Here is a 20,572-nt window from a genome sequence, read left to right as displayed (position 1 = left end):
TCTGATTATCATCGTAGTTTTACATGTTTTTACCCTTGGATAAAGGAACTTCATTTTTAATTTTTTTAAAAGTCTGGTTTTTTAGCCTACATGTTTGGTAACTTCTATATCCTCTCCCCCTAAACAGAAAGAGGTAAGAGATATGTATTAATCCCTTACCTCTGCCCAGGCGAACGGCTACGTCACTATATGCTTCCTCACGGTTATCCGCGTTTCGCCAGTCACATATAGTCTTTGAAATTAAGTATATTCTAGCAAACTCTTTCAGAACGTTCAACCTTTTTTTAAAAGTTTGCTTTTTTCAGTCTAATTTTCAATCTCTTTAGTGAATCTCCTAATATATTGACAAATACCCTAATACATGTTAAATAAGAAGAGTGATTAGCACTCTATCCACTCAAGTGCTAATTATTTTATAAGCCCTATTTGGAAAGGAGAACTTCTTATGTCAAAAAAAGAATTCAAAGCCGAATCAAAGCGATTATTAGAGATGATGATTAATTCCATCTATTCTCAAAAAGAAGTATTTTTGAGAGAACTTCTATCAAATTCGAGCGATGCAATTGATAAAATTTATTACAAAGCCTTAACAGACGACTCTCTGCGTTTTAATAAAGAAAGCTACTACATAAAAGTAACACCAGATAAAACTAACCGTACCTTAACCATTACGGATACTGGAATTGGCATGACGCAAGAAGAGCTTGAAAGCAGCTTGGGCACAATTGCGAGAAGCGGTTCTCTTGCGTTTAAAAACGAAAATGCAACAAAGGACGGGCACACGATTATCGGCCAATTCGGCGTTGGGTTTTATGCAGCGTTTATGGTGGCAGATGTCGTAACGGTGATTAGTAAAGCATTAGGCAGCGATAAAGCCTATAAATGGGAATCTACTGGTGCTGATGGTTATACAATCGAACCCTGTGAAAAAGAAACGGTTGGAACTCAAATCATTTTAAAAATTAAAGAAAATACAGAAGATGAAACATATGATGAGTATCTAGAAGAGTATCGTTTAAAAGAGATTATTAAAAAGTATTCAGACTTTATCCGCTACCCGATTAAAATGGACATAACGAAAAAACGTCCTAAAGAAGGTTCTGATAACGAGCTAGAAGATTATATAGAAGAACAAGTTATCAACAGTATGATACCGATCTGGAAGAAAAACAAAAATGAATTGACTTCAGAAGACTATGAGCAGTTTTATTCAGAAAAGCGCTACGGATTTGATAAACCGCTCACTCACCTTCACATTAATGTGGATGGAACGATTCGCTACAATGCCATTTTATTTATTCCAGAAAATAGTCCGTTTGATTACTACTCAAAAGAATTTGAAAAAGGACTTGAACTGTATTCAAACGGCGTCTTAATTATGAATAAATGTGCAGATCTTCTTCCAGATTACTTTAGCTTTGTGAAAGGTATGGTAGATTCTGAAGATTTATCTCTTAATATTTCACGTGAAATTTTGCAGCAAGACCGCCAGCTTCAGCTGATTGCCAAAAACATCGGCAAGAAAATCAAAAATGAATTAAAAAGCTTGCTTAAAAACGAACGTGAAAAGTACGAGAAGTTTTATGAATCATTTGGCCGCCAGCTGAAGTACGGCGTTTACAGTGACTTTGGCAGCAACAAAGATGTATTAAAAGATTTGCTTTTATTCTATTCTTCTACAGAGAAAAAGCTCGTAACACTAGATGAGTATGTATCGCGCATGCCTGAGGATCAAAAGTATATCTATTATGCATCAGGCGAATCGTACGACCGAATTGAAAAACTTCCTCAAGCAGAATTGGTTGCAGATAAAGGGTACGAAATTCTGTATTTTACAGAAGATATCGATGAATTTGCGATTAAAATGTTAATGACGTACGAAGAAAAAGAATTTAAATCTGTTTCAAGCAGTGACTTAGGGATTGAAGCAGAGGAAGAACAGCTCAATGAGTCTGAGGAAAGAGAAAATAAAGAGCTATTTGACTATATGAAAAAAGCTTTGGCGGGAAAAGTAGGAGATGTGCGCGCGTCTAAACGTTTAAAAACACATCCCGTTTGCTTATCAGCTGATGGTGAAGTAACGATTGAAATGGAGAAAATTTTAAGTGCTATGCCTGATAATCAGCATGTAAAAGCAGAAAAAGTGTTAGAAATTAACGTAAATCATGATGTATTCGCTTCTTTAAAAGATGCATTTGAAAATGATAAAGGGAAATTAGACCTTTATACAAATCTATTATATAACCAAGCTCTTCTAATTGAAGGCTTATCTATTAGTGATCCCGTTGAATTCACAAATGATATTTGTAAAATCATGATATAAAAATAAGGCGCAGAATGATTCTGCGCCTTATTATATGTATGGCATAATGAAATTAGTTATATAGTAAGAAGCGATAAAAATGGGTACCGGCAGTTCTTCTATTACTCTTATTGAGTGTTTGCCTTCTTTAAAATGAAAAAGGTCTGATTTAAACTCTGCGACTTTTTCTCTTTTTTGATTAAAAATACACGCTTCCTCTACGACTTCATGACTGCTTAACATGTAGACGTTATTTCCCCATCTAATTTCTTGTTCTCCTTCGTTTTTAATTATTCCTTTACCTAATAGATGCCCTACTGTTTTTCCATTTTCTTTTATCACCCACCGGTGTTTTTTCATTTGGTCAATAAGCAGCGTTCTTCCTTCCCATTGAATTTGTAAATGTACCTTTAAGCCGCAGGAAAAGATAGGAAACCAAGAAATAGAATCTAACACTGGAAGTCCATCACGAGTTAAAAAATCAATACTTTTAGCCCGCATATTTTTATGCATTCTCTTAAGTTGCCCGACGTTTTCTCCATTTTCATTTGTAACTGCTACGGTCTTCCCCGCTGATTTAAAATAGGGAAGATAAAAAATATATTCTTGCATATAAGCCTCCAAAAATTCTGCACCTCATATTAACAGCGTGTACATAGGTATGTTTTTATCTTTCATATATTTCGTTTGTTTCTTTTGATTTCTTCCTTTGTTTAAATTGGCTTTGATTTTCTTTTAAATGCTTTAGTAAAGCAACAATCAAGAAACTAACAATCACAAGAAGAAGCCAAGAGCTAATTTTACTTATATGAACCATTGTCCACTGCTGCTGTTGACCTGGATACTGCCATGCTCCGAAAAATGTTGCGATATTTTCAGCGATCCAAATAAAAAAGCCAATTAGTACAAAAGACAGTGCTACAGGCATGCGATATGTACGTTTGTTAACCGTAAAATATACAAAAGTTCGATAAAAAATAAGTAAAGTGAAAAGTTTTAAAAACCAGCGGAAGTCGTAAATAAAATGATGCGTGAAAAAGTTAAGGTAAATAGCCATACTTAGTATACTGACAATCCACGTAGAAGGCCAATTCGTAAGCTTTAATTCAAGCCTTCTCCACACTTGGCACATGTAGCTGGCTACACTAGCATACATAAATCCGCTGTATAGCGGAACTCCCCAGACTTTAGTGAAAGCTTTTTCCGGATAGCTCCATGAGCCCATATGAACTTTGTAGAGTTCTAACGCTAGTCCAATTAAATGAAATACTGCGATGACTTTTACTTCATCAAGCGTTTCTCGTTTAAACATCACCATTAAAACTTGAGTTCCTAGACAGACTAATAAAATAAGGTCATATCTAGAAATAAACGGTACTTCAATTATTTTTGTCATAGCCAATGTAAGAAAAATAATAACAGGAAAAACACAAGATTTTGCTTGTTCTAAACCAAAATAGATTAATTGCTTCATTGTAACATCCTATCTTTATAGTATTCCTTAGTGTTTTCACGGAAATGATTCCCTGAAAATTATTGCAGATTTTTCAAATTTATTCAATAAGCATCTCCACTGTTTTTGTAACTAAACTATCATATCCAGCGGAGATTAGTTTTCTCCGTTAACTTTTCAAAAAATCGGTGACTCTCTGTACATAGCACTCTTTATCGTAAGATAAGTACAGATAACTGGTTAACTGTACAGGCTCCCCAAAGAAAAAACGTTCATACAGTGTTTCTCTTGTGCCAAACGGACTCATAGTTAAATCCCACGCTAGTCGAAAAAGCTTAATTCGATCTTCTGCCCCTCTCGATTTAGCTTGCAAATAACGCGTAATATCTTCTTTAACCAATGAGCGGCACGTATTTTCTGTTGGTATTGCCATTAGTCCGCTCGCACCTAAAAGCTGGATAATCTCTGTAAAGGTAGGATATGTTTTTGAAAATATATTTGCGGCAATACGAAGTGTAGTTTCATTCGGACGCATGTATCCCCATGGATCAATCTCGGCTTCTTCTTCTGCTTTCATCACGAGAGCTTTCATCGTTTCTAACGCAATAATAAGCTCCGTTGCTTTTTCTCGTACATGCGGATAGTCTGTAATGTTAATGGTTTCAATCAGAGATTGTACAATCCCTAATACAAACTCTGTTTTAACAATTCTCCTTGAAGTTACTTGATGCAGAGCAAAAGCTGAGAAGGAACTAGAAGAAAGAAATGTATTTGATACGTCTACATTTTCATAGAAGAACACGCGGTTCCACGGTACTAATACATGGTCAAAGACAACAATTGTATCCATTTCTTCAAATCTAGAACTTAATGGATAATCAAACGTCGAATCTTTTCCTGCAAATGATTCTCTACAAATAAATTTAATTCCTTTTGTATTACTTGGAATCGAAAAAGCAAATCCTTTTTCTTTTCCGTGAATACCCGCTGAAGACAGTAAGAGTAGCTCATCCGTCATTCCACCCTGTGTAGCAAGCAGTTTCGCGCCTTGGATAACGATTCCCTCATTGTTTTTATCAACTATTTTTGCTGCTATCGGTTCGTCGTTTTGCTCGTAATAAAATTGGATTCGATTGACTTGAGGATCGATGAATGTATGAGTGAGCGATAAGTCGTGCTCTCTCACATATTCATAATAAGAAATGATGTTTTCAGGAAAACAATTTTCTGTTCCTCTTAGGAGTTCTGCAGAGGATGCAAAAGCCATCAATACGGTATTCATATAATCTGGACTTCTTCCCATCATACCATGGGTTAATTGCGCCCATTGCTGAGTCATCTCTCGTCTTTTTTTTAACTCTTCTTTTGTTTTAGGCTGTAAATAAGATGTACCGACAAATTCCTTAGAAGCCGGAGATTGGTATGTCATGATATCTTTGATTTTTTTATTATGCTGAAGATCATAAAGCTTAGCTTGACTGTTAATGGCTCCTTTAAAAGCCGGATGCTCTGATATATCGCCTGTTACGAGCTTGCCATCAACCCATACATTTGCTTTTAATTGATTAATTCTCTCTACGTATTGCTTCCCATTAATTGCTGACATACTCCCACTCCTAGACTTTCGATAAATATTTTTACCTATTGCATTTTTATCATATTACGATGTCTTTTCCATGTTTCCTTCATACATCACAGCTTTTAGCATAAAAAAAAGAAGGTTACAGTAACCTTCTTTTTTATGATTTATTTATATTGAATATCATTTCTTAGGGATTCAACTTTACTTAATGCTTGATCAATATCAGGCTCTTCAACATTAAAGTGAGCAAGTGCATCGTGAAGATGCTTAGCAATTGCATTAAAATGTTCGGGTTGAATATTCATATTTGCATGTGCTTTGGCCATCGACTTTCCTGAATATTGATTCGGTCCACCTAAGGCAAAGCTTATAAACTTGGCTTGATGTCGACGCTGTTTATCCATATCCGTATGCTCGAAAAAGTGACTGACCGTTTCATCTTTTAGCACGAGCTCAGAATAAAAATAATCAACTACTTTTTCAATAGCTTCTTGTCCGCCCACTTTTTCATACAATGTTTGTTCCAAAACAATTCCTCCTTTTGTACCTTTCCCCATTATTACCCAATAGAAGTGTTCATATTCTTTAAAAGGCTTCTTTATGGAAATTCGTTATCATCATATTTTATTCCTTTTCCTCATAAAGAATAAAAACATATAATTTAAAGGGAGTGAATGCAGTGCAAAGGAATTATAGACAGTGGACTCAATATCCATATCCCGGCGAAAAAAAACCGCCTAAAGGCTCCGCAACTCCTGGTTTTTGGCCAATGTTTTTTATGTCTAAAGAACAGAATGGTACGTTTTTAGATCCTTTTCACCAATTAATTCATTGGCAAATAAAAAGTCCGGATGCTATCGACTGGCAAAAAGAATTAACCTTTGTAGAACAAACGTTAAAAGCACTTACACCTGAACAAATCCGAATTGCACAATATTGGGGAACTGGCGAACTAAGCGCAAAGATTACAACCACTATTTTCAGCTTATGTGAGAAGTATAGGATTGGGTCTCCTCATACAGCTAGAATTTCAGGCTATTTCCATGCGGCTATAAATGATACGTTTATCATTACTTGGTATTTAAAATACCTTTGGGATGTTGCAAGGCCTAACCAGTATGAACAGAATTTATCTCCTGTCTTATTAACGCCACGCTTTCCTTCTTACCCTTCCGCCCATGCCACCATCGCTGGGTGCTCAGAAAATTTATTGCGTCATTTTTTCCAAAAAGAAACAACATCCTTAAAAAAATGGATGGAAGAGAGTGCGCAGTCTCGCTTATATGCAGGTGTGCACTTTAAAGTTGATAATGACAAAGGACTAAGATTAGGACGACAAATAGGAGACATAATTGTAAAATTAGTGGAAGCTCAAAACGTACGCAGTGATTACGCCTAATAAAGATACCTTTTGGCGTAATCATATTTTCATCACCACTCTATAACTTAATACACGTAAGTATAAGCCGGTACGCCTTTTACTCCTACTCGGCATGAAAAAAGAGAGCCGGCAGCTTCTTCATATTTTTCTTCTTCCTTAGCTGTGGTGATAAATAGGGTTTGTAAATCGTCTCCTCCAAATGTACAGCAGGTTACATTGGAAACAGGAAGATGAATAGATTCTATAATTTCTCCTTTATCTGGATCTACACAAATAACTTTCGAACCTCCCCAAAGCGCTACCCATAATCGGTCGTGTTCATCAATTGTCATTCCATCAGGAAACCCGTCCATATCTGAAAGGTCAATCACCACTTTTTCATCTTCGAGCCTTGTTGTTTCTTTAGAAAATGAATAAGACATAATTTTATTTTTCGGTGAATCGACCAGAAAGAATTTATCTCCTGTTCGATTCCAAGCTAGCCCGTTTGACACGCTTAATCCTTCTTTAGCGCTCTTAATTACACCTTTTTCATCTACTACGTACAGCTGGGCTTTTCCTTCTTCATCTTCTTCACTCATCGTTCCAATCCAAAAGCGATTATATGGATCACATTTCCCGTCATTAAAACGCATGGTTTTTTCAAGAGTATCTAAACGGATATACTCTTCATGATTCTTTTTGTTTTTATCAACTAAAAGCAGCTGATTACGGGTGGAGACAATCAATTTTGAATGATTGGTTTTAGAAACGCTTGTAACGACTGAAGGAAGAGCAATATCTTCTAAGGTTGTCGTTTTTGGATCGTACGTAAGAAGCTTTTTATCTAAGATGTCTACTAGTACTAATTTTTGATTTTCTTCATCCCATAGGGGTCCTTCAAGCAAACGGCCGTCGTACTTTTTTTCAATTTTTGCTTCCATTTTTAAGCTCCTTTTTCGTTTTTATGTACAACCATTTTTTTATAATCACTTTCTCAAAAAAATATTCTTTTAAACAAATAAAAAAAGCTAGGAATATCTTTCCTTTTTCATAAATACCCGTTGTATGACATTCTTTAAACACCAGGTTCTAAGAGAATCTTTTCATAAAAAAAGCAGCACGCTTTGTATAGCGTGCTGCTTTTTTTATTATAAAGTTACGCGTTCTTTTTCTAACTCTTTAACACGTGCTGCAAACTCTTCTTCTGTTAAACCGTGTTCTTTTACATAGCGGTTACGAGGGCTCACTCGGCATTCATGTGAACAAGCGCGTAAATATTTGTGTTCATTTTCTTCAGAAGCTAAGATTTTCTTATTGCATTCTGGGTTTGCGCAGTTAACATAGCGTTCACAAGGCTCGCCGGTAAAATGGTCTTTTCCGACAATCACATGCTCTTTTTGGTTAACTGGTACGCTGATACGCTCATCAAATACATAGCACTGACCGTCCCATAGTTCACCTTGTACTTCAGGATCTTTTCCGTATGTTACAATACCTCCGTGAAGCTGGCTCACATCTTCAAAACCTTCTTCAAGAAGCCATCCAGAGAATTTTTCACAGCGAATACCGCCTGTGCAGTACGTTAAGATTTTTTTATCTTCAAACTGATCTTTGTTGTCGCGAATCCATTCAGGAAGCTCACGGAAGTTTCGAATATCCGGACGAACAGCTCCTCGGAAATGACCTAAATCGTATTCATAATCGTTTCGTGCATCAATTACGACCGTATTCTCATCTTGCATCGCTTGATAAAATTCTTTCGGGCTTAAGTAATTACCCGTTACACGAAGAGGATTCACATCTTCTTCTAATCGAAGAGTTACTAATTCTTTGCGGTGACGCACGTGCATTTTTTTGAACGCATGTTCATCTGCTTCGTCTATTTTAAATACAATACCTTCAAAACGAGGATCATTTTTCATCGTTTCCATGTATTTATCTGTTTGTTCAACTGTTCCTGATACCGTTCCATTGATCCCTTCAGCCGCAATTAAAATGCGTCCTTTTAATTCAAGCTCTTTACAAAATGCCAAGTGCTGAGCTGTGAACTCTTCAGGATTTTCAATTGGAGTGTACAAATAATATAGTAGTACTTGATATGGTTTTCTTTCAATCATGTTGCTTCTTCCACCTATCTGTTTATATTTGCAAGATATAATGCATGTAGGTCGGTTATTGTGAACCGAATTGATGGTAACAATTCATTACTTAAAGGTACATTACGACAAAAACAACATCCTTTTTATGAGGATGCTTCTATCTAAAAAGTATTACAGTGAATGATTGTTTCAAAAACATACAGTATTTAAGCCTGTAATAGTATAACATATCAAAGCGTTCACTTCTAGGATTTGTTCTTCAATAGAAATTTTATTGCCGCGATACGTTCTACATGAATTTCCCCGTGCATACATGATGAGATATGAATCTTTGAGATTGGGGGCGAAAATGATGCCTTTTTATACATTAAAAGACGGTGCAACTTTGTACTATGAACAACAAGGGGAAGGAACACCTATTATTTTCATTCACGGAGTTTGGATGAGCAGTCGTTTTTTTCACAACCAGCTTTCTTTTTTTTCAAAACAGTATCAAACTGTTCTTTTGGATTTAAGAGGACATGGAAATTCAAGTCATACTCCATACGGCCATACAATTTCCACTTATGCTCGTGATGTCCATGAGTTTATAAGCACTCATCAATTAAAGAACGTCATATTAGTAGGCTGGTCGATGGGTGCTTTTGTTGTGTGGGAATATTTGAAACAATTTGGTGAAGAAAATGTAAAAGGGAATATTATTGTAGATGAAATGGCTTCAGACTTTAAATGGCCAGACTTTCCGATCGGTGCATTTGATTTACCTGCCCTTATTTCGCTCATGCAGGGTATTCAACTTGATCGAACAAGTACATTAGAAAGTTTTATTCCGCTTATGTTTAAGGATGAATTAACTGAAGAAGATAAACATTGGATTATGAAAGAAGTAACGAAAATGCCTGAGTCGATAGCCAGTGCTATTTTGTTTGACCAATCCATTGTGGACTATCGAGATTTTCTCCCGTTTATTACAATCCCTACCTTACTGTGCTTTGGAAAAGAAGAAAAGCTCATTCCGGTAGCAGCTGGAAGATATATTCAAAAGCTGGTTTCAGGTTCTGTACTTGAAGTTTTTGAGAACAGCTGCCACTGCCCTTTTCTCGAAGAAAGCAATCGGTTTAACAAAGTTGTGAGCGACTTTATTGAACATATCTAATTTACAAACTTAAAGAAGCAGCGCTTTACCTCCACTGCTTCTTTAAATGAAACCTTTTATGTATTACTATACTTTAAGGTAATAAAATCTCGCGTCCGTCATAGGCAAAGCTTACGTTTTCATCTGAGAGCATCTCGGCGTGCTTTCGGATATCGATATCATGTGATAAATGAGTAAACACCATGTTTTTTGCCTGTAGCTTCGCTTTGATCTCCATTGCCTCTGTCACGTCATATACGGATCTTTTTTCTTTTTGAAGATATTCTTTCCAGAAAGATGTACCAAATATCAGTAAATCTAAGTGGTAAAAAGGCTGCCACTGTTCTTTTGTCACATTAAAAGAATCGGATACATACGCCCAGCGCTTTCCTTGTTCTTCATGAACCACAATCCCATAGGAATGACCGTTAAATCCGTGATTTACTTTATGAAACGTAATGGTTGTTTCTCCGCTTTCCCATTTTAACGTGCCGTTAAAGGTAAGCCCTTTTCTTTTTGCGAGATAAGGAAATCTTTCGATTAACTCGTTGATGACTTCAGGTGCTCCTACGATTTCTGTATTTACATTGTTCCAGTAGCATAAGTCGGCTAAATCCCCTAAACCAGCAACATGGTCATTGTGAGGATGAGTAATAAAAACGGTAGAAGGTATTTTTTTGTTATTGTATAAATGAAATTGATGTTTAAAATCAGGTGAGACATCAATCAAAAACACGTTACCGTCCATTGTAAACTGTGCACTAGGTCTTGTGCGCTGATTTAATTGATCTTTTTGTGTACATACTTTACAGTCACACAATAATCGAGGTACCCCTTGGGCATCGCTCGTTCCGTAAAATAAAAGCGAGTTCATTACTTTGCTTCCTCCTTCTTTCTTCTAAAGGTCTATCTTTTTATTTCAAGAAATGCCCTATGTTGTTCTGCATCTTTCTTTTATTTGCCCTTCTAGAATAAAACCAGCTTTTATGTAAAACAGCCAGTCTTTTTAACGACTGGCTTTGCTATATTACCTATAAAAAACGTTTTTATGCTTTTTCTATTGATTTCTTTCTTCATCTCTTTCAACTATATGCTGCAGAATAGATAATTTGTTCGTCCAAAATTGCTCGTAGTAAGAAAGCCAATCTTTTACTTCTTTTAAAGGCTCTGGCTGAAGATAATACACTTTTTCTCTGCCTTTTTTTTGTCCATGGACTAAGTCTGCTTCTGAAAGTATACGAAGATGCTTGACAATAGCGGTACGACTTATTGAAAAATGAGACGTTATTTCTGAAATAGGCAATTCTTTTTTAGAAAGCAGCTCAAGTACTTTTCTTCGAGTAGGATCAGCAATCGCTTGAAAGATATCATGCTTGGCAGCTGATGAAGTCATTTAGTTTTCAACAACCTTTCGAAGTTTTTCATTCACGAGACTAATCCACCCGTAGCTCATTCTATCTCGTACCACTGAACTCTTTTCGTTTGCTTTTTCAAGAAGTGTTTCAGCTTCTTTCCACCCGCTATGAATAAGCGTAAATTCAGTTTGATTACCCATTTCTTTTAAGGTAAACGAAACGATCCATCCATCCGTATCCCAAGAGAAAGAAAGATAGTTTGGTGCATCTATTTCTAATACTTTACACGGAGATGGTCCAAAAGGCGATTGTAAATGAAATTCATATCCTACCTGAGGCTGAAAATCATTAGGCATGAACCATTGTTGGAGCCCTTCTGCGGTTGCTACTTTATCCCAAACTTTTTGAATCGGCGCGTTAAATATTATCGTCTGCTTTACATCTTCTAATATACTTTTATCATTCATCGTTATCTTCATTCTCCTTTTTAAAAAATAACACCAAAAGGTTTTATATAAAAATAATATAACACCTTTTGGTTTTATGTCAATTCCTCTTTTAAAAAATGAAATCCTTCAATACATTTCCGTTCTTTGACAAAAAATTTGTTATGACTTTGAATGAAGATCGTAACGTATAGAATCTATAATCCTTATTCCACAAAAGCGCATTTTGTTATATTTCAAATATATCTTTTAAACGATGCTTCGTCCACTTTGTGCCAATGCATAATGAATGCCGTGCTGCAATGTTTGAAAACAATCATATTTTGATAAATCAATATGGGTCTCTGATATAACTAAGCCTAAGTCAGCAGAAATTCCTACTAAAATTGTTTTCGTACCAATCAGAGACGCTGCTGCACCTAATTTTTCAATAAGACTTGCCGTATATTCAGTAAGTTCTTTATCCAATCCGGTTAAATCTAGCACAAGATAATTAGCCTGATGTTTTGGGAGGTTATTTAATGTATTGACAATCAAATCTTCCGTTCTATCCTCGTCGTATTTGCCAATCAAAGGAACGACGACTATGCCTTCCAAAACCGGAATAATAGGAGAAGAAAGCTTTTTAATAAGATCTTTTAACTCTGCTGTTTTTTCTGCTACAATGTTTTGCAAATGTTCTATTTTCTGCGCTTCTTTTCTTCTGGCTAATTGATGAATATTTTGAGTGATATCAATGTTGGAAGGGAAGTATTCTACTGTAGTGCATTCATGCCCTTCTATTTGATGTTGAATCACCTTGTACCAAATATTTGTTCCGAATAGCCCTGTGAAAATCCCTGCATAATGGGCCGGAAGAAAATTTCCTCCCTTTGTTTTCTTTTGCGCAACGTTAATTTTATGTTCCCAACTGTCTTTTAATTCAGCAGATAGAGTTTTACTTTCAGGATTTAAATATTTGATAGTGGTTTTTCCCCATCCAGCCGAAGCGTATGTATTTGTAATTAACTCAGCCGCTTCAAAAACCGTTACGCCTTTCATATTTTGAAAGTACTCTCCTACTACTAATCCTTGTCGGAAACCAGTGGTTTCCAGTACTACAGAAGCTGCCTCTTCTCCAGATATTTCTTCGATTGTGTCAAACAATGTTTTCATCGCAGAAGAAATCCAAAAAAGGATGGCATCTTCTCCTTCAAAGCTAAATTGTCCCTTTTCTAAATCCCAAGCAAAACTAAGACCACCTATATCAATCTTCTTTTTTTCACCCATGGCGGAATCTCCTTTTTATAAAGTTCTTACCTTCTTTATATTTTATCTTATGTTGAAGAAGCTGGTAATAAAAATTGTTGCATATTTTCTATTGCTTGTCTAACCATTGCCTATGTTTTCAATTAATGAAAAAGGAAGCTTAATGCTATAGAACTTTGAATTCGCCAACCTTTCTTTCTTTTGTATCAAACATACATGATAAAAAGGAAGAAAAGCAAATTGTAATATAACATCACATTACGTTATAATATAATTATATTCAAAAGAAAGTATTTAGGAAAGAGGAGGAAAAAGATGAAGCTAAATACTCATAGCTCTACGCCTTTATATATGCAGTTAAAACAGGCTATTGCAGAAGATATTAATAAAGGAGTTTATACTCCGGGTGAAAAACTTCCAATTGAAACAGATTTGTGCGATATATACGGAGTAAGTCGGATTACGGTAAGAAAAGCCGTATTAGATTTAGTAGAAGAAGGCCTTCTGATACGTCAGCAAGGAAAAGGAACCTTTGTTCAATATCCAAAAGCTAAGAGAGAGCTGTTTGCCGTTAATGGGCATACAGAGTATATGTCGGAATTAGGGAAAGTACCGCAGACTAAAATTTTGTCTTTTGGTATAAAACCTGTAAAAGCTCATGTGGCAAAGATGTTATCAATCCCTCCAGAAAGTGAAGTCCTTGAACTGCAGCGCATCCTGTATTATGATGATCAGCCTCTTACCTTAGAAATTTCTCACTACTCCTTAGAATTGTTACCACACTTAGATCAGCACGTCCATAATTCAGTTTCAATGTACGATACTATAAAAAATAAGTACAATATTGCTCCGGTTCATAATAAAAAATTATTGAACATGGTATTTGCAAATGTGGATGAAGCAAAACATTTAGAATGTGAAGTCGGAGAGCCGCTGTTTAAAGTGGAAAAAGTGGCGTATGATGCACAAAAAAGACCGATTCATTCATCTTTTCTACACTACCCTGCGAATCGCGTTACGTTCACTATAGACAGTTCTAATTCTTAATAAAAATAGCGCCCTTGCTTTAAAAGCAAAGGCGCTATTTTATTCATTTTAAAACCATCGAACAGTCTGTATGATATTCTTTTCCATATCCAAAAGCTCCGTAATTTTGACAAGTTTGCGATGCCACTAATGCTCCATTATGGAGGGCTTTTGCTATGTTTTTCTCTAGTAGATAAGAAGAAAGAAAACCAGCGATGAAAGAATCTCCAGCACCCAATGTATCGACCACATTTGTAGAGATTATAGGCTGTTTAAATAATTGATTTTCTACTGATAATAAAGCTCCCTCTTCTCCTCTTGTCACGCATACGACACTGGTTCCTAACAAGTGTACTCGCTTCATTAAATTCATACACTCTTCTTCTGGCAGGCTGCTTCCTGAGAAAAATGCATAGCTGATATATGGACATACTTGCTGTAAATATTCCTCATCGTATCTCGTAGAAAAATCAAAGGAAATATCAATGATTTTATGTAGCAACGGAAGGTCAGATTCTAAATGACTAAAAACGCTCGTATGAAGAAGATCGTGCTGACGAATATAGGTTAAATCCGATTCATTCAGCATTAGTTTTAATCTAGATTGAACGCCCCCTTTATTTGATCCTACAAAAATTCGATCACCTTGTTCATCAAGTGTTACAACCGCCATTCCATTCTCTCCTACAGCTCTTCTCACTCTGCTAATATCCATCTTTTCTTGCTGCAGAGTATTTACTACATGCTCTGCCGATTTGTCATTCCCCACGATTCCCATATAGGAAGACTGATTATGGCTCAATCTATTACAAAATACTGCTACATTTAGCGCGTTACCGCCTGGATAGATCTTTCCTTGATCTTTATAGTAATCTACTACATTATCCCCTACTCCAATTAGTTTCATCTGCTTGTCCTCCTATTATTTAACACTTCCGTTAGCAATGCCACGGATAAAATATTTTTGCATAAATAAAAACAACATAACAATCGGTGCTGCTGAAATGGTCAGTCCAGCTAGTAATACTCCCCAATCTGTTTGCAAAGCGTCTCTAAATTGCATTAATCCTGCTGGGATTGTACGCAAACTGTCGTCGTCGATAAAGATAATGGCAAACATAAATTCATTCCATGTGTAGTAAGCTGTCAAAATTGTCGTTGTTAATAAAATGGGCGTGCTCATTGGAATAAAAATCCGAAATAAAATCCCAAAGCTTGTACATCCATCTAACCGAGCTGCTTCCTCCAGTTCTTTTGGAATCGAAAGAAAATAAGCTCGAATTAACAAGATGGTTAAAGGAATTCGATAAGCAACATAAGGCAGAATCAGTGCCAAGTGTGTATTATAGATTCCAAGTTTTTGAATAATGCTATACAAAGGAATTAAACTTACCTGAGGAGAAAGCATAAGCCCTCCCAGACATATAATAAGGACAAAAGCTTTTCCTTGAAACTCAAAGCGTGATAGTCCATAAGCTCCTAACGCACTGACCAGAACCGTCAAAAAACAAGACGCGCTCGTGACGATCACACTGTTTAAAAAGTAAGAAGATATTCCGCTTTTCCACGCTGTCACATAATTTTCAATTAGCCAAGTATGCGGCATAGACCAGCTGTGAGTAAAGATTTCATCCGTGCTTTTAAAAGAACTTATAATCATCCAAAGCAAGGGATACGCAATGACGATAAAATAGACGATCAACCCGACATATACTATCGTTACACCTGTGTATCTCTTCTTTTTTCTTTCTTTAGTGGCTGTATTGACAACATTAGGTAAGGTGACATTTGTTTTAGGCATCTGCATCAAGCGTCTTCCTTTCCTGTTTTAAATGCTTTCATTTGAACAAGAGAAATCAACAGCGTAATAATTAAAATGACAGTAGCAATTGAAGAAGCGTAGCCCATCATATCTTTCGAAAAGGCTGTTTTGTACAAATACGTACTTAGGACTTCAGATGATGTACCCGGTCCGCCTCCAGTTAAAATATAAGGTTCATTAAATACTGTAAAAGCACCAGTGAGTGTTAAAATAACAGCAACAAATGTCATTTCTTTTGTTTGCGGTACAGTAATATGAAAGAACATTTTAAATTTATTAGCGCCGTCTATTTCAGCTGCTTCATACAATTCAGGTGAGATTTTTTGTATCGCTACAACATATAGCATGGCGATATAGCCGATAGATTGCCACTGAGATACAGCAATAACTGCATAAATAGCCGTATTACTGTCTCCTAGCCAAGGTTTTGCCAATGAGTCTAATCCGATCATTTTGAGCACTTGATTTAAAAGCCCTACTTCAGGGTTGTAAAAAAAAGTAAACAATAAGGCAATAACGGTCATCGAAACGACTACTGGTAAAAAATAAACCGTTCGAAAAAAAGGAGAAAACTTTCGAATAAGTTTATCTTCTAAAACGGCAGCCACAATTAGACCGCCACCCACTTGAAAAATAATTGAAATGACCGCATAAAGAATATTATTTTTGAGTGCCTGATAAAAGACAGGGTCTTTAAATAAGTGCACATAATTATCTATTCCTACAAAAACTTTGTCTGGTGAAAATGTGCTCCACTCATAAAGACTATCCCAAATATTCTGAAAAATAGGGATATACACAAGTAGTAAAAAAGCAAAAGCAGGAAGAAGATATAAATAAGGGGTTAGCTTATTGCGTTTTAACATCGCTTTTTCACTTCCTTACTTTTTAGATTCAGCACGAACACTCGCTGCAACTTTTTGTACATCTTTCATTACTTCTTTAGGTGTTTTATCACCATTTAGCATAAGCTGAGCACCTGTTAAATAAGTATCTGCAATTCGAGCATCGATTGCCATATCAAACCATGGAGCCATCTCTTTGGCTTGTAAAATATTATCTACTGCTTCTAATTGCTCCGGTGTTGAATTACTGCTGTTAGCTGTATCATTTACTGCACTGTATTTCCCTACCTCTTTTACTAGCTTTTCACCCATTTGTTTTGATGTTAAAAATTCAAGAAATTCCATCGCTTCTTTTGGATGCTTTGTTTTAGAAGAAATCATAAACCCTTCAGGTGATCCAGTTAAATTAGTGGCATTTCCTTTTCCATCCTCTACTTTAGGAAAATTAAACATGCCAATCTTAAATTTCGTTGGACCGAAAAGCTTAATTTCAGCGGTTTCAGCATAAAACATAGCTGCTTTTCCATTTGAAAATTGTTGTCTTGCATATTCATGATCAATCGAATTTGTATTTTTATTAAAGTAAGGAACTAATTCTTCTAATTTTTCTAGAGCTTTTACATAGCCTTTATCCGTAAATGTCCCAGTTTTTGAATTATAGTCTTTTGAAAGAACGTCAGGCTTTACCATGCGCTGATTTAAGGTTCCTACGTAGTGAGAAATGGTCCATGTATCCTGGCTTCCAAATTCTAAAGCTGTATAATGCTTCTTTTTTAACACGCTTAAAACATTTAGTAGCTCGTTCCAATTTGTAGGCGCTTTTAATCCTAATTTATCGAAGATATCTTTGTTGTAAAAAAACATTTTCCCATCCATTGTGACAGGAACACCGTAAATTTTCTTATTAACGGTATATGGTTTAATTTGAGATTGAACAAGCTTGGAAGACCACGCTGAATCCTTCTTATAATATGAGGTTAAATCTAAGGCTTTGTTTCCTCTGACAAATTGTCTAGCAAACTCATCGCTCCAAGAAAAGTACACATCAGGAGGGGTATTAGTGCCTGTCATAACTTTAATTTTGTCTTTATACGAATCGTTTAAGACCGCTTCTGTTTTAATATCAATATCAGGGTGCTGTTTTTCAAATTCTTTTACAACTTCTTCAAAGTAGCTTTTTTCAGGTTCTTTTGGCCATCTGTGAAAGAATGTTAATGTTGTCTTTCCTGTGTCTGAGTCTGAAGACGTTTGTTTTCCAGCACACCCCCCGAGCATTAAAGAACAACTTAAAAGTGAGGCTAAGATTAAATTTGTCTTTTTCATATAGAAACCCCCTTATTGTAAGTGCTTTCATATATAAGTTATACTATAATGTTTTATAACATTATAGTATAACTCGTAAGGAAAATATACAGATTTCTATCTTTATTAGGAGATTATTAATATTCTACTTTCCACATGTAGCGTCTTTTACTTAAAGGATGATTGCGTGCTTCGGCTAATTCTTCGGCATACTGACGCAGTACACGGTTTAATACAAGAGGAGCAATATACCCTTGCACATCTTTATCAATTCCTTCGAAGTCATATGCTTTTGCATCTAGAACAGTTAATTTCTTTCCATATCGTTTAGAGAATGATAAGGCGCGTTCTTCTAAAGGTCTTGTTTCATCTAGTCCAGCTAGGATGATAAACGGTACGTTTTCATCAATAATTTCGAATGGACCGTGGAAATACTCTCCGGCGTGAATAGCGTGAGAATGAATCCACTGCATTTCCATCAAGATACAGATGCTGAATGAATATGCTGCTCCATAGTTCGATCCGCTGGCCATTGTATAAATAACCGGTTCAGACTTATGTGATTCAGCAAATTTTCTTGCGTTGCTCGCTTCGTATTCTAGAGCTTTTTCATAAACAGACTGTAGATTTTCTAAGCTAGTAACTAACTTTGCAAATTTATCATTTTTTTCTGCTACGTATAAGAGACCAAATACAAGCTGATATAAAACGCCTAAGTTTGTTTCAAAAGCATCGATATCATTGCCCCATTCATACTTAATAAAAATATCTGCGCTGTGTGCTAAAGGTGAAGTAGGTTCATTTGTTAAGGCTACAGCATAAGCGCCTTTGCTTTTAGCGAACTTAGCTGCTTCTGTAGTCTCAGGAGTTGTTCCTGACATGGAACATAAAATAACTAAGGAGTCTTTTCCTAGCTGCTGCGGATTGCGGTGGATAAATTCGTTCGAGCTATACAAATCGGATGTAATATGTTGAGCTTCTCGATCTAGTACATACTTAGCTGGATACATGATCGCAGAAGATCCTCCACATGCGACGAAAAACACATTACGAATTTGCTTGCTTTTTAATTCGTTTAATACGGCTTGCACATCACTTTTTACATTCACTACTGTTTTGCTCATTTTCCCCACTCCTCAAATAAAATATGATATACAACATTATGTAATGTTATATATTGTTATATTAAACTGCAAACGTTAACTAGTCAATACATTTATCAGAATATTTAACTTTTTTATCTGCATTTGTGGAAATGCGCTCTTCTGTTTCTCCATCAAAGAAATGCACGTAGGTTAAATTCAACGAAAAAGCGCCTTTGTCCCCTGCTTCAAACTCACATAAAAGAGGCACTCGAGCCACAAACGTTTGCTTTTCTAAACTAGCATATAAAATTGTTTCAGCCCCCAGTACCTCTATAATATCTAACGTCGTAGTGAAGCAAAACTCATTGTTCAACTCTCTCTTACTATCCTCTTTATGATATACAATGTGTTCAGGACGCGCGCCCATTATGACCTCTTTCTCATTATGACCTTGAGAATGTAAAGCGTGTATTAAAAAATCAGGAAGCTGTATTTTAGTTTCTCCCATTATAAAATAAGTGCCTTGGAGATACCCTCGAAAAAAATTCATTGCGGGCGATCCAATAAAACTGCCTACAAATACATTCCTAGGATGTCTATAAATATCTTGAGGAGTTCCGATCTGTTGAATAATCCCGTCTTTCATAACAACTAGGCGAGTAGCCATTGTCATAGCTTCCACTTGATCATGCGTCACATAGATTGTTGTTGTTTGCAGCCTTTGATGCAGTTTAATAATCTCAGCACGCATCTGTACTCGCAGCTTCGCATCCAAATTAGATAATGGTTCATCCATTAAGAAAACTTTTGCTTCCCGAACAATAGCACGACCTAAAGCAACTCGCTGACGCTGTCCTCCGGATAAAGCTTTTGGCTTTCTATCTAAATATGTTTCTAGACCTAATGTTTTGGCTGCTTCATTTACACGTCTATCGATTTCATCTTTCTTTATTTTTTTTAACTTCAAACCAAATGCCATATTTTCTCGAACAGTCATATGAGGGTAAAGAGCATAGTTTTGAAAGACCATAGCAATGTCACGATCTTTTGGAGCTACTTCGTTCATATGATCTCCATCAATGTAAAAATCACCTTTTGAAATTGTTTCTAGACCTGCAATCATTCGCAGCGTAGTAGATTTACCACAGCCTGAAGGTCCAACAAATACAACGAACTCTTTATCTCCAATCTGAAGGTTAAAATCATTTACGGCGATATTTTTTTATCATATATTTTATATACTTTATCTAAATGTAACGTTGTCATCTCACCTCAGCTCCTTATATTTAAAGTTTGAGATACATTATTGCAAGTTACGAGTCTCTTTTTCCTTAATCCTTAATCCTTTCCTCCTTTTTATTTAAAATGTTAACTTGAGACATTAAAGTAACTTAATAACTATACTACTCGAATCTAGTTAGACAGAAAATAAATATGTAAAGCTTGCTAACACAAAACATACAAGCAACCGTTTACCTTCAAAAAAATAAAAACCTTCTCTAAAATAAG

At 35.9% G+C, this 20,572-nt stretch carries 19 protein-coding genes, 1 pseudogene and 1 riboswitch; of the genes and pseudogenes, 4 read left to right on the top strand and 16 right to left on the bottom strand.

The annotated features are described in order from the left end of the window. Positions 1 to 156: 156 nt before the first annotated feature. Positions 157 to 235, bottom strand: a riboswitch (ZMP/ZTP riboswitch). 210 nt (positions 236 to 445) lie between these two features. After that, positions 446 to 2,323, top strand: a complete 1,878-nt coding sequence (htpG, locus tag LIS78_RS12750; RefSeq protein WP_252285294.1) for a molecular chaperone HtpG — start codon at positions 446 to 448, stop codon at positions 2,321 to 2,323. Positions 2,324 to 2,353: 30 nt separating this feature from the next. Here htpG and LIS78_RS12745 read toward each other — a convergent pair whose 3' ends face one another. From LIS78_RS12745 to LIS78_RS12730, 4 genes are all read right to left on the bottom strand, one after another. Beyond that, on the bottom strand, positions 2,354 to 2,914 hold the full coding sequence (locus LIS78_RS12745; RefSeq protein ID WP_252285293.1) for a hypothetical protein: 561 nt from the start codon (positions 2,912 to 2,914) through the stop codon (positions 2,354 to 2,356). 55 nt (positions 2,915 to 2,969) lie between these two features. After that, positions 2,970 to 3,776, bottom strand: a complete 807-nt coding sequence (locus LIS78_RS12740; protein WP_195783154.1) for a DUF817 domain-containing protein — start codon at positions 3,774 to 3,776, stop codon at positions 2,970 to 2,972. Positions 3,777 to 3,924: 148 nt separating this feature from the next. After that, on the bottom strand, positions 3,925 to 5,361 hold the full coding sequence (gene hpaB, locus LIS78_RS12735) for a 4-hydroxyphenylacetate 3-monooxygenase, oxygenase component (protein WP_252285292.1): 1,437 nt from the start codon (positions 5,359 to 5,361) through the stop codon (positions 3,925 to 3,927). Positions 5,362 to 5,501: 140 nt separating this feature from the next. Beyond that, positions 5,502 to 5,864, bottom strand: a complete 363-nt coding sequence (locus tag LIS78_RS12730; protein ID WP_025751868.1) for a group I truncated hemoglobin — start codon at positions 5,862 to 5,864, stop codon at positions 5,502 to 5,504. A gap of 152 nt (positions 5,865 to 6,016) precedes the next feature. On the opposite strand from LIS78_RS12730, the gene LIS78_RS12725 reads away from it, so the two are divergent. After that, positions 6,017 to 6,736, top strand: coding sequence for a vanadium-dependent haloperoxidase (locus LIS78_RS12725; RefSeq protein WP_252285291.1), 720 nt, complete (start codon positions 6,017 to 6,019; stop codon positions 6,734 to 6,736). 47 nt (positions 6,737 to 6,783) lie between these two features. On the opposite strand, the gene LIS78_RS12720 is transcribed toward LIS78_RS12725, so the two are convergent. Together LIS78_RS12720 and trhO are read right to left on the bottom strand one after the other, a co-directional pair. After that, complete coding sequence (locus LIS78_RS12720; protein WP_025751869.1) at positions 6,784 to 7,641, bottom strand: SMP-30/gluconolactonase/LRE family protein; 858 nt, start codon at positions 7,639 to 7,641, stop codon at positions 6,784 to 6,786. 207 nt (positions 7,642 to 7,848) lie between these two features. Further along, complete coding sequence (gene trhO, locus LIS78_RS12715) at positions 7,849 to 8,817, bottom strand: oxygen-dependent tRNA uridine(34) hydroxylase TrhO (protein ID WP_116072171.1); 969 nt, start codon at positions 8,815 to 8,817, stop codon at positions 7,849 to 7,851. A 334-nt stretch (positions 8,818 to 9,151) separates the two neighbouring features. Between trhO and LIS78_RS12710 the strand changes: the two genes are divergently transcribed. Continuing rightward, entirely contained in the window at positions 9,152 to 9,955 is an 804-nt protein-coding gene (locus LIS78_RS12710; protein WP_350495072.1) for an alpha/beta fold hydrolase, read from the top strand. A 73-nt stretch (positions 9,956 to 10,028) separates the two neighbouring features. Here LIS78_RS12710 and LIS78_RS12705 read toward each other — a convergent pair whose 3' ends face one another. From LIS78_RS12705 to LIS78_RS12690, 4 genes are all read right to left on the bottom strand, one after another. Beyond that, positions 10,029 to 10,808 (bottom strand): MBL fold metallo-hydrolase, encoded by a 780-nt coding sequence (locus LIS78_RS12705; RefSeq protein ID WP_209151673.1) that lies wholly within the window; start codon positions 10,806 to 10,808, stop codon positions 10,029 to 10,031. A 183-nt stretch (positions 10,809 to 10,991) separates the two neighbouring features. Further along, positions 10,992 to 11,327 carry an ArsR/SmtB family transcription factor gene (locus LIS78_RS12700; RefSeq protein WP_195783159.1) on the bottom strand — a complete coding sequence of 112 codons (336 nt, stop codon included), beginning with the start codon at positions 11,325 to 11,327 and terminating at the stop codon, positions 10,992 to 10,994. Continuing rightward, a complete protein-coding gene (locus tag LIS78_RS12695) occupies positions 11,328 to 11,756 on the bottom strand; it encodes an SRPBCC family protein (protein WP_209151672.1) in 429 nt (142 codons plus the stop codon). Between the two features lie 228 nt (positions 11,757 to 11,984). After that, the gene (locus LIS78_RS12690) at positions 11,985 to 13,004 is read right to left on the bottom strand and encodes an STAS domain-containing protein (RefSeq protein WP_195783161.1); all 1,020 of its coding nucleotides are present in this window, start codon (positions 13,002 to 13,004) and stop codon (positions 11,985 to 11,987) included. Between the two features lie 294 nt (positions 13,005 to 13,298). Here LIS78_RS12690 and LIS78_RS12685 point away from each other — a divergent pair, with 294 nt between their 5' ends. Continuing rightward, positions 13,299 to 14,030, top strand: a complete 732-nt coding sequence (locus tag LIS78_RS12685) for a GntR family transcriptional regulator (protein WP_195783162.1) — start codon at positions 13,299 to 13,301, stop codon at positions 14,028 to 14,030. Between the two features lie 43 nt (positions 14,031 to 14,073). Here the strand turns inward: LIS78_RS12685 and LIS78_RS12680 are convergent, their stop codons facing one another. The 6 genes and pseudogenes from LIS78_RS12680 to LIS78_RS12655 all read right to left on the bottom strand — a co-directional run bounded on the left by LIS78_RS12680 (position 14,074) and on the right by LIS78_RS12655 (position 20,329). Further along, the gene (locus tag LIS78_RS12680) at positions 14,074 to 14,916 is read right to left on the bottom strand and encodes a fructoselysine 6-kinase (RefSeq protein ID WP_195783163.1); all 843 of its coding nucleotides are present in this window, start codon (positions 14,914 to 14,916) and stop codon (positions 14,074 to 14,076) included. Between the two features lie 15 nt (positions 14,917 to 14,931). Further along, positions 14,932 to 15,816, bottom strand: coding sequence for a carbohydrate ABC transporter permease (locus tag LIS78_RS12675; protein ID WP_209151671.1), 885 nt, complete (start codon positions 15,814 to 15,816; stop codon positions 14,932 to 14,934). After that, positions 15,816 to 16,697 carry a carbohydrate ABC transporter permease gene (locus LIS78_RS12670; protein ID WP_252285289.1) on the bottom strand — a complete coding sequence of 294 codons (882 nt, stop codon included), beginning with the start codon at positions 16,695 to 16,697 and terminating at the stop codon, positions 15,816 to 15,818. Before LIS78_RS12670 ends, LIS78_RS12675 begins: the two co-directional genes overlap by 1 nt. A gap of 15 nt (positions 16,698 to 16,712) precedes the next feature. Beyond that, the gene (locus tag LIS78_RS12665) at positions 16,713 to 17,999 is read right to left on the bottom strand and encodes an ABC transporter substrate-binding protein (protein WP_195783166.1); all 1,287 of its coding nucleotides are present in this window, start codon (positions 17,997 to 17,999) and stop codon (positions 16,713 to 16,715) included. Positions 18,000 to 18,115: 116 nt separating this feature from the next. Further along, positions 18,116 to 19,102, bottom strand: a complete 987-nt coding sequence (locus LIS78_RS12660; protein ID WP_029714330.1) for an SIS domain-containing protein — start codon at positions 19,100 to 19,102, stop codon at positions 18,116 to 18,118. A 79-nt stretch (positions 19,103 to 19,181) separates the two neighbouring features. Further along, positions 19,182 to 20,329: pseudogene (locus LIS78_RS12655) on the bottom strand (ABC transporter ATP-binding protein). Positions 20,330 to 20,572: the final 243 nt, after the last annotated feature.

Origin of the sequence: Priestia megaterium, from assembly GCF_023824195.1 — a bacterium.
Classification (GTDB): Bacteria; Bacillota; Bacilli; order Bacillales; family Bacillaceae_H; genus Priestia; species Priestia megaterium_D.
Note: the sequence above shows the minus strand (reverse complement) of the source record. Positions and strands in the feature narration are given on the sequence as shown.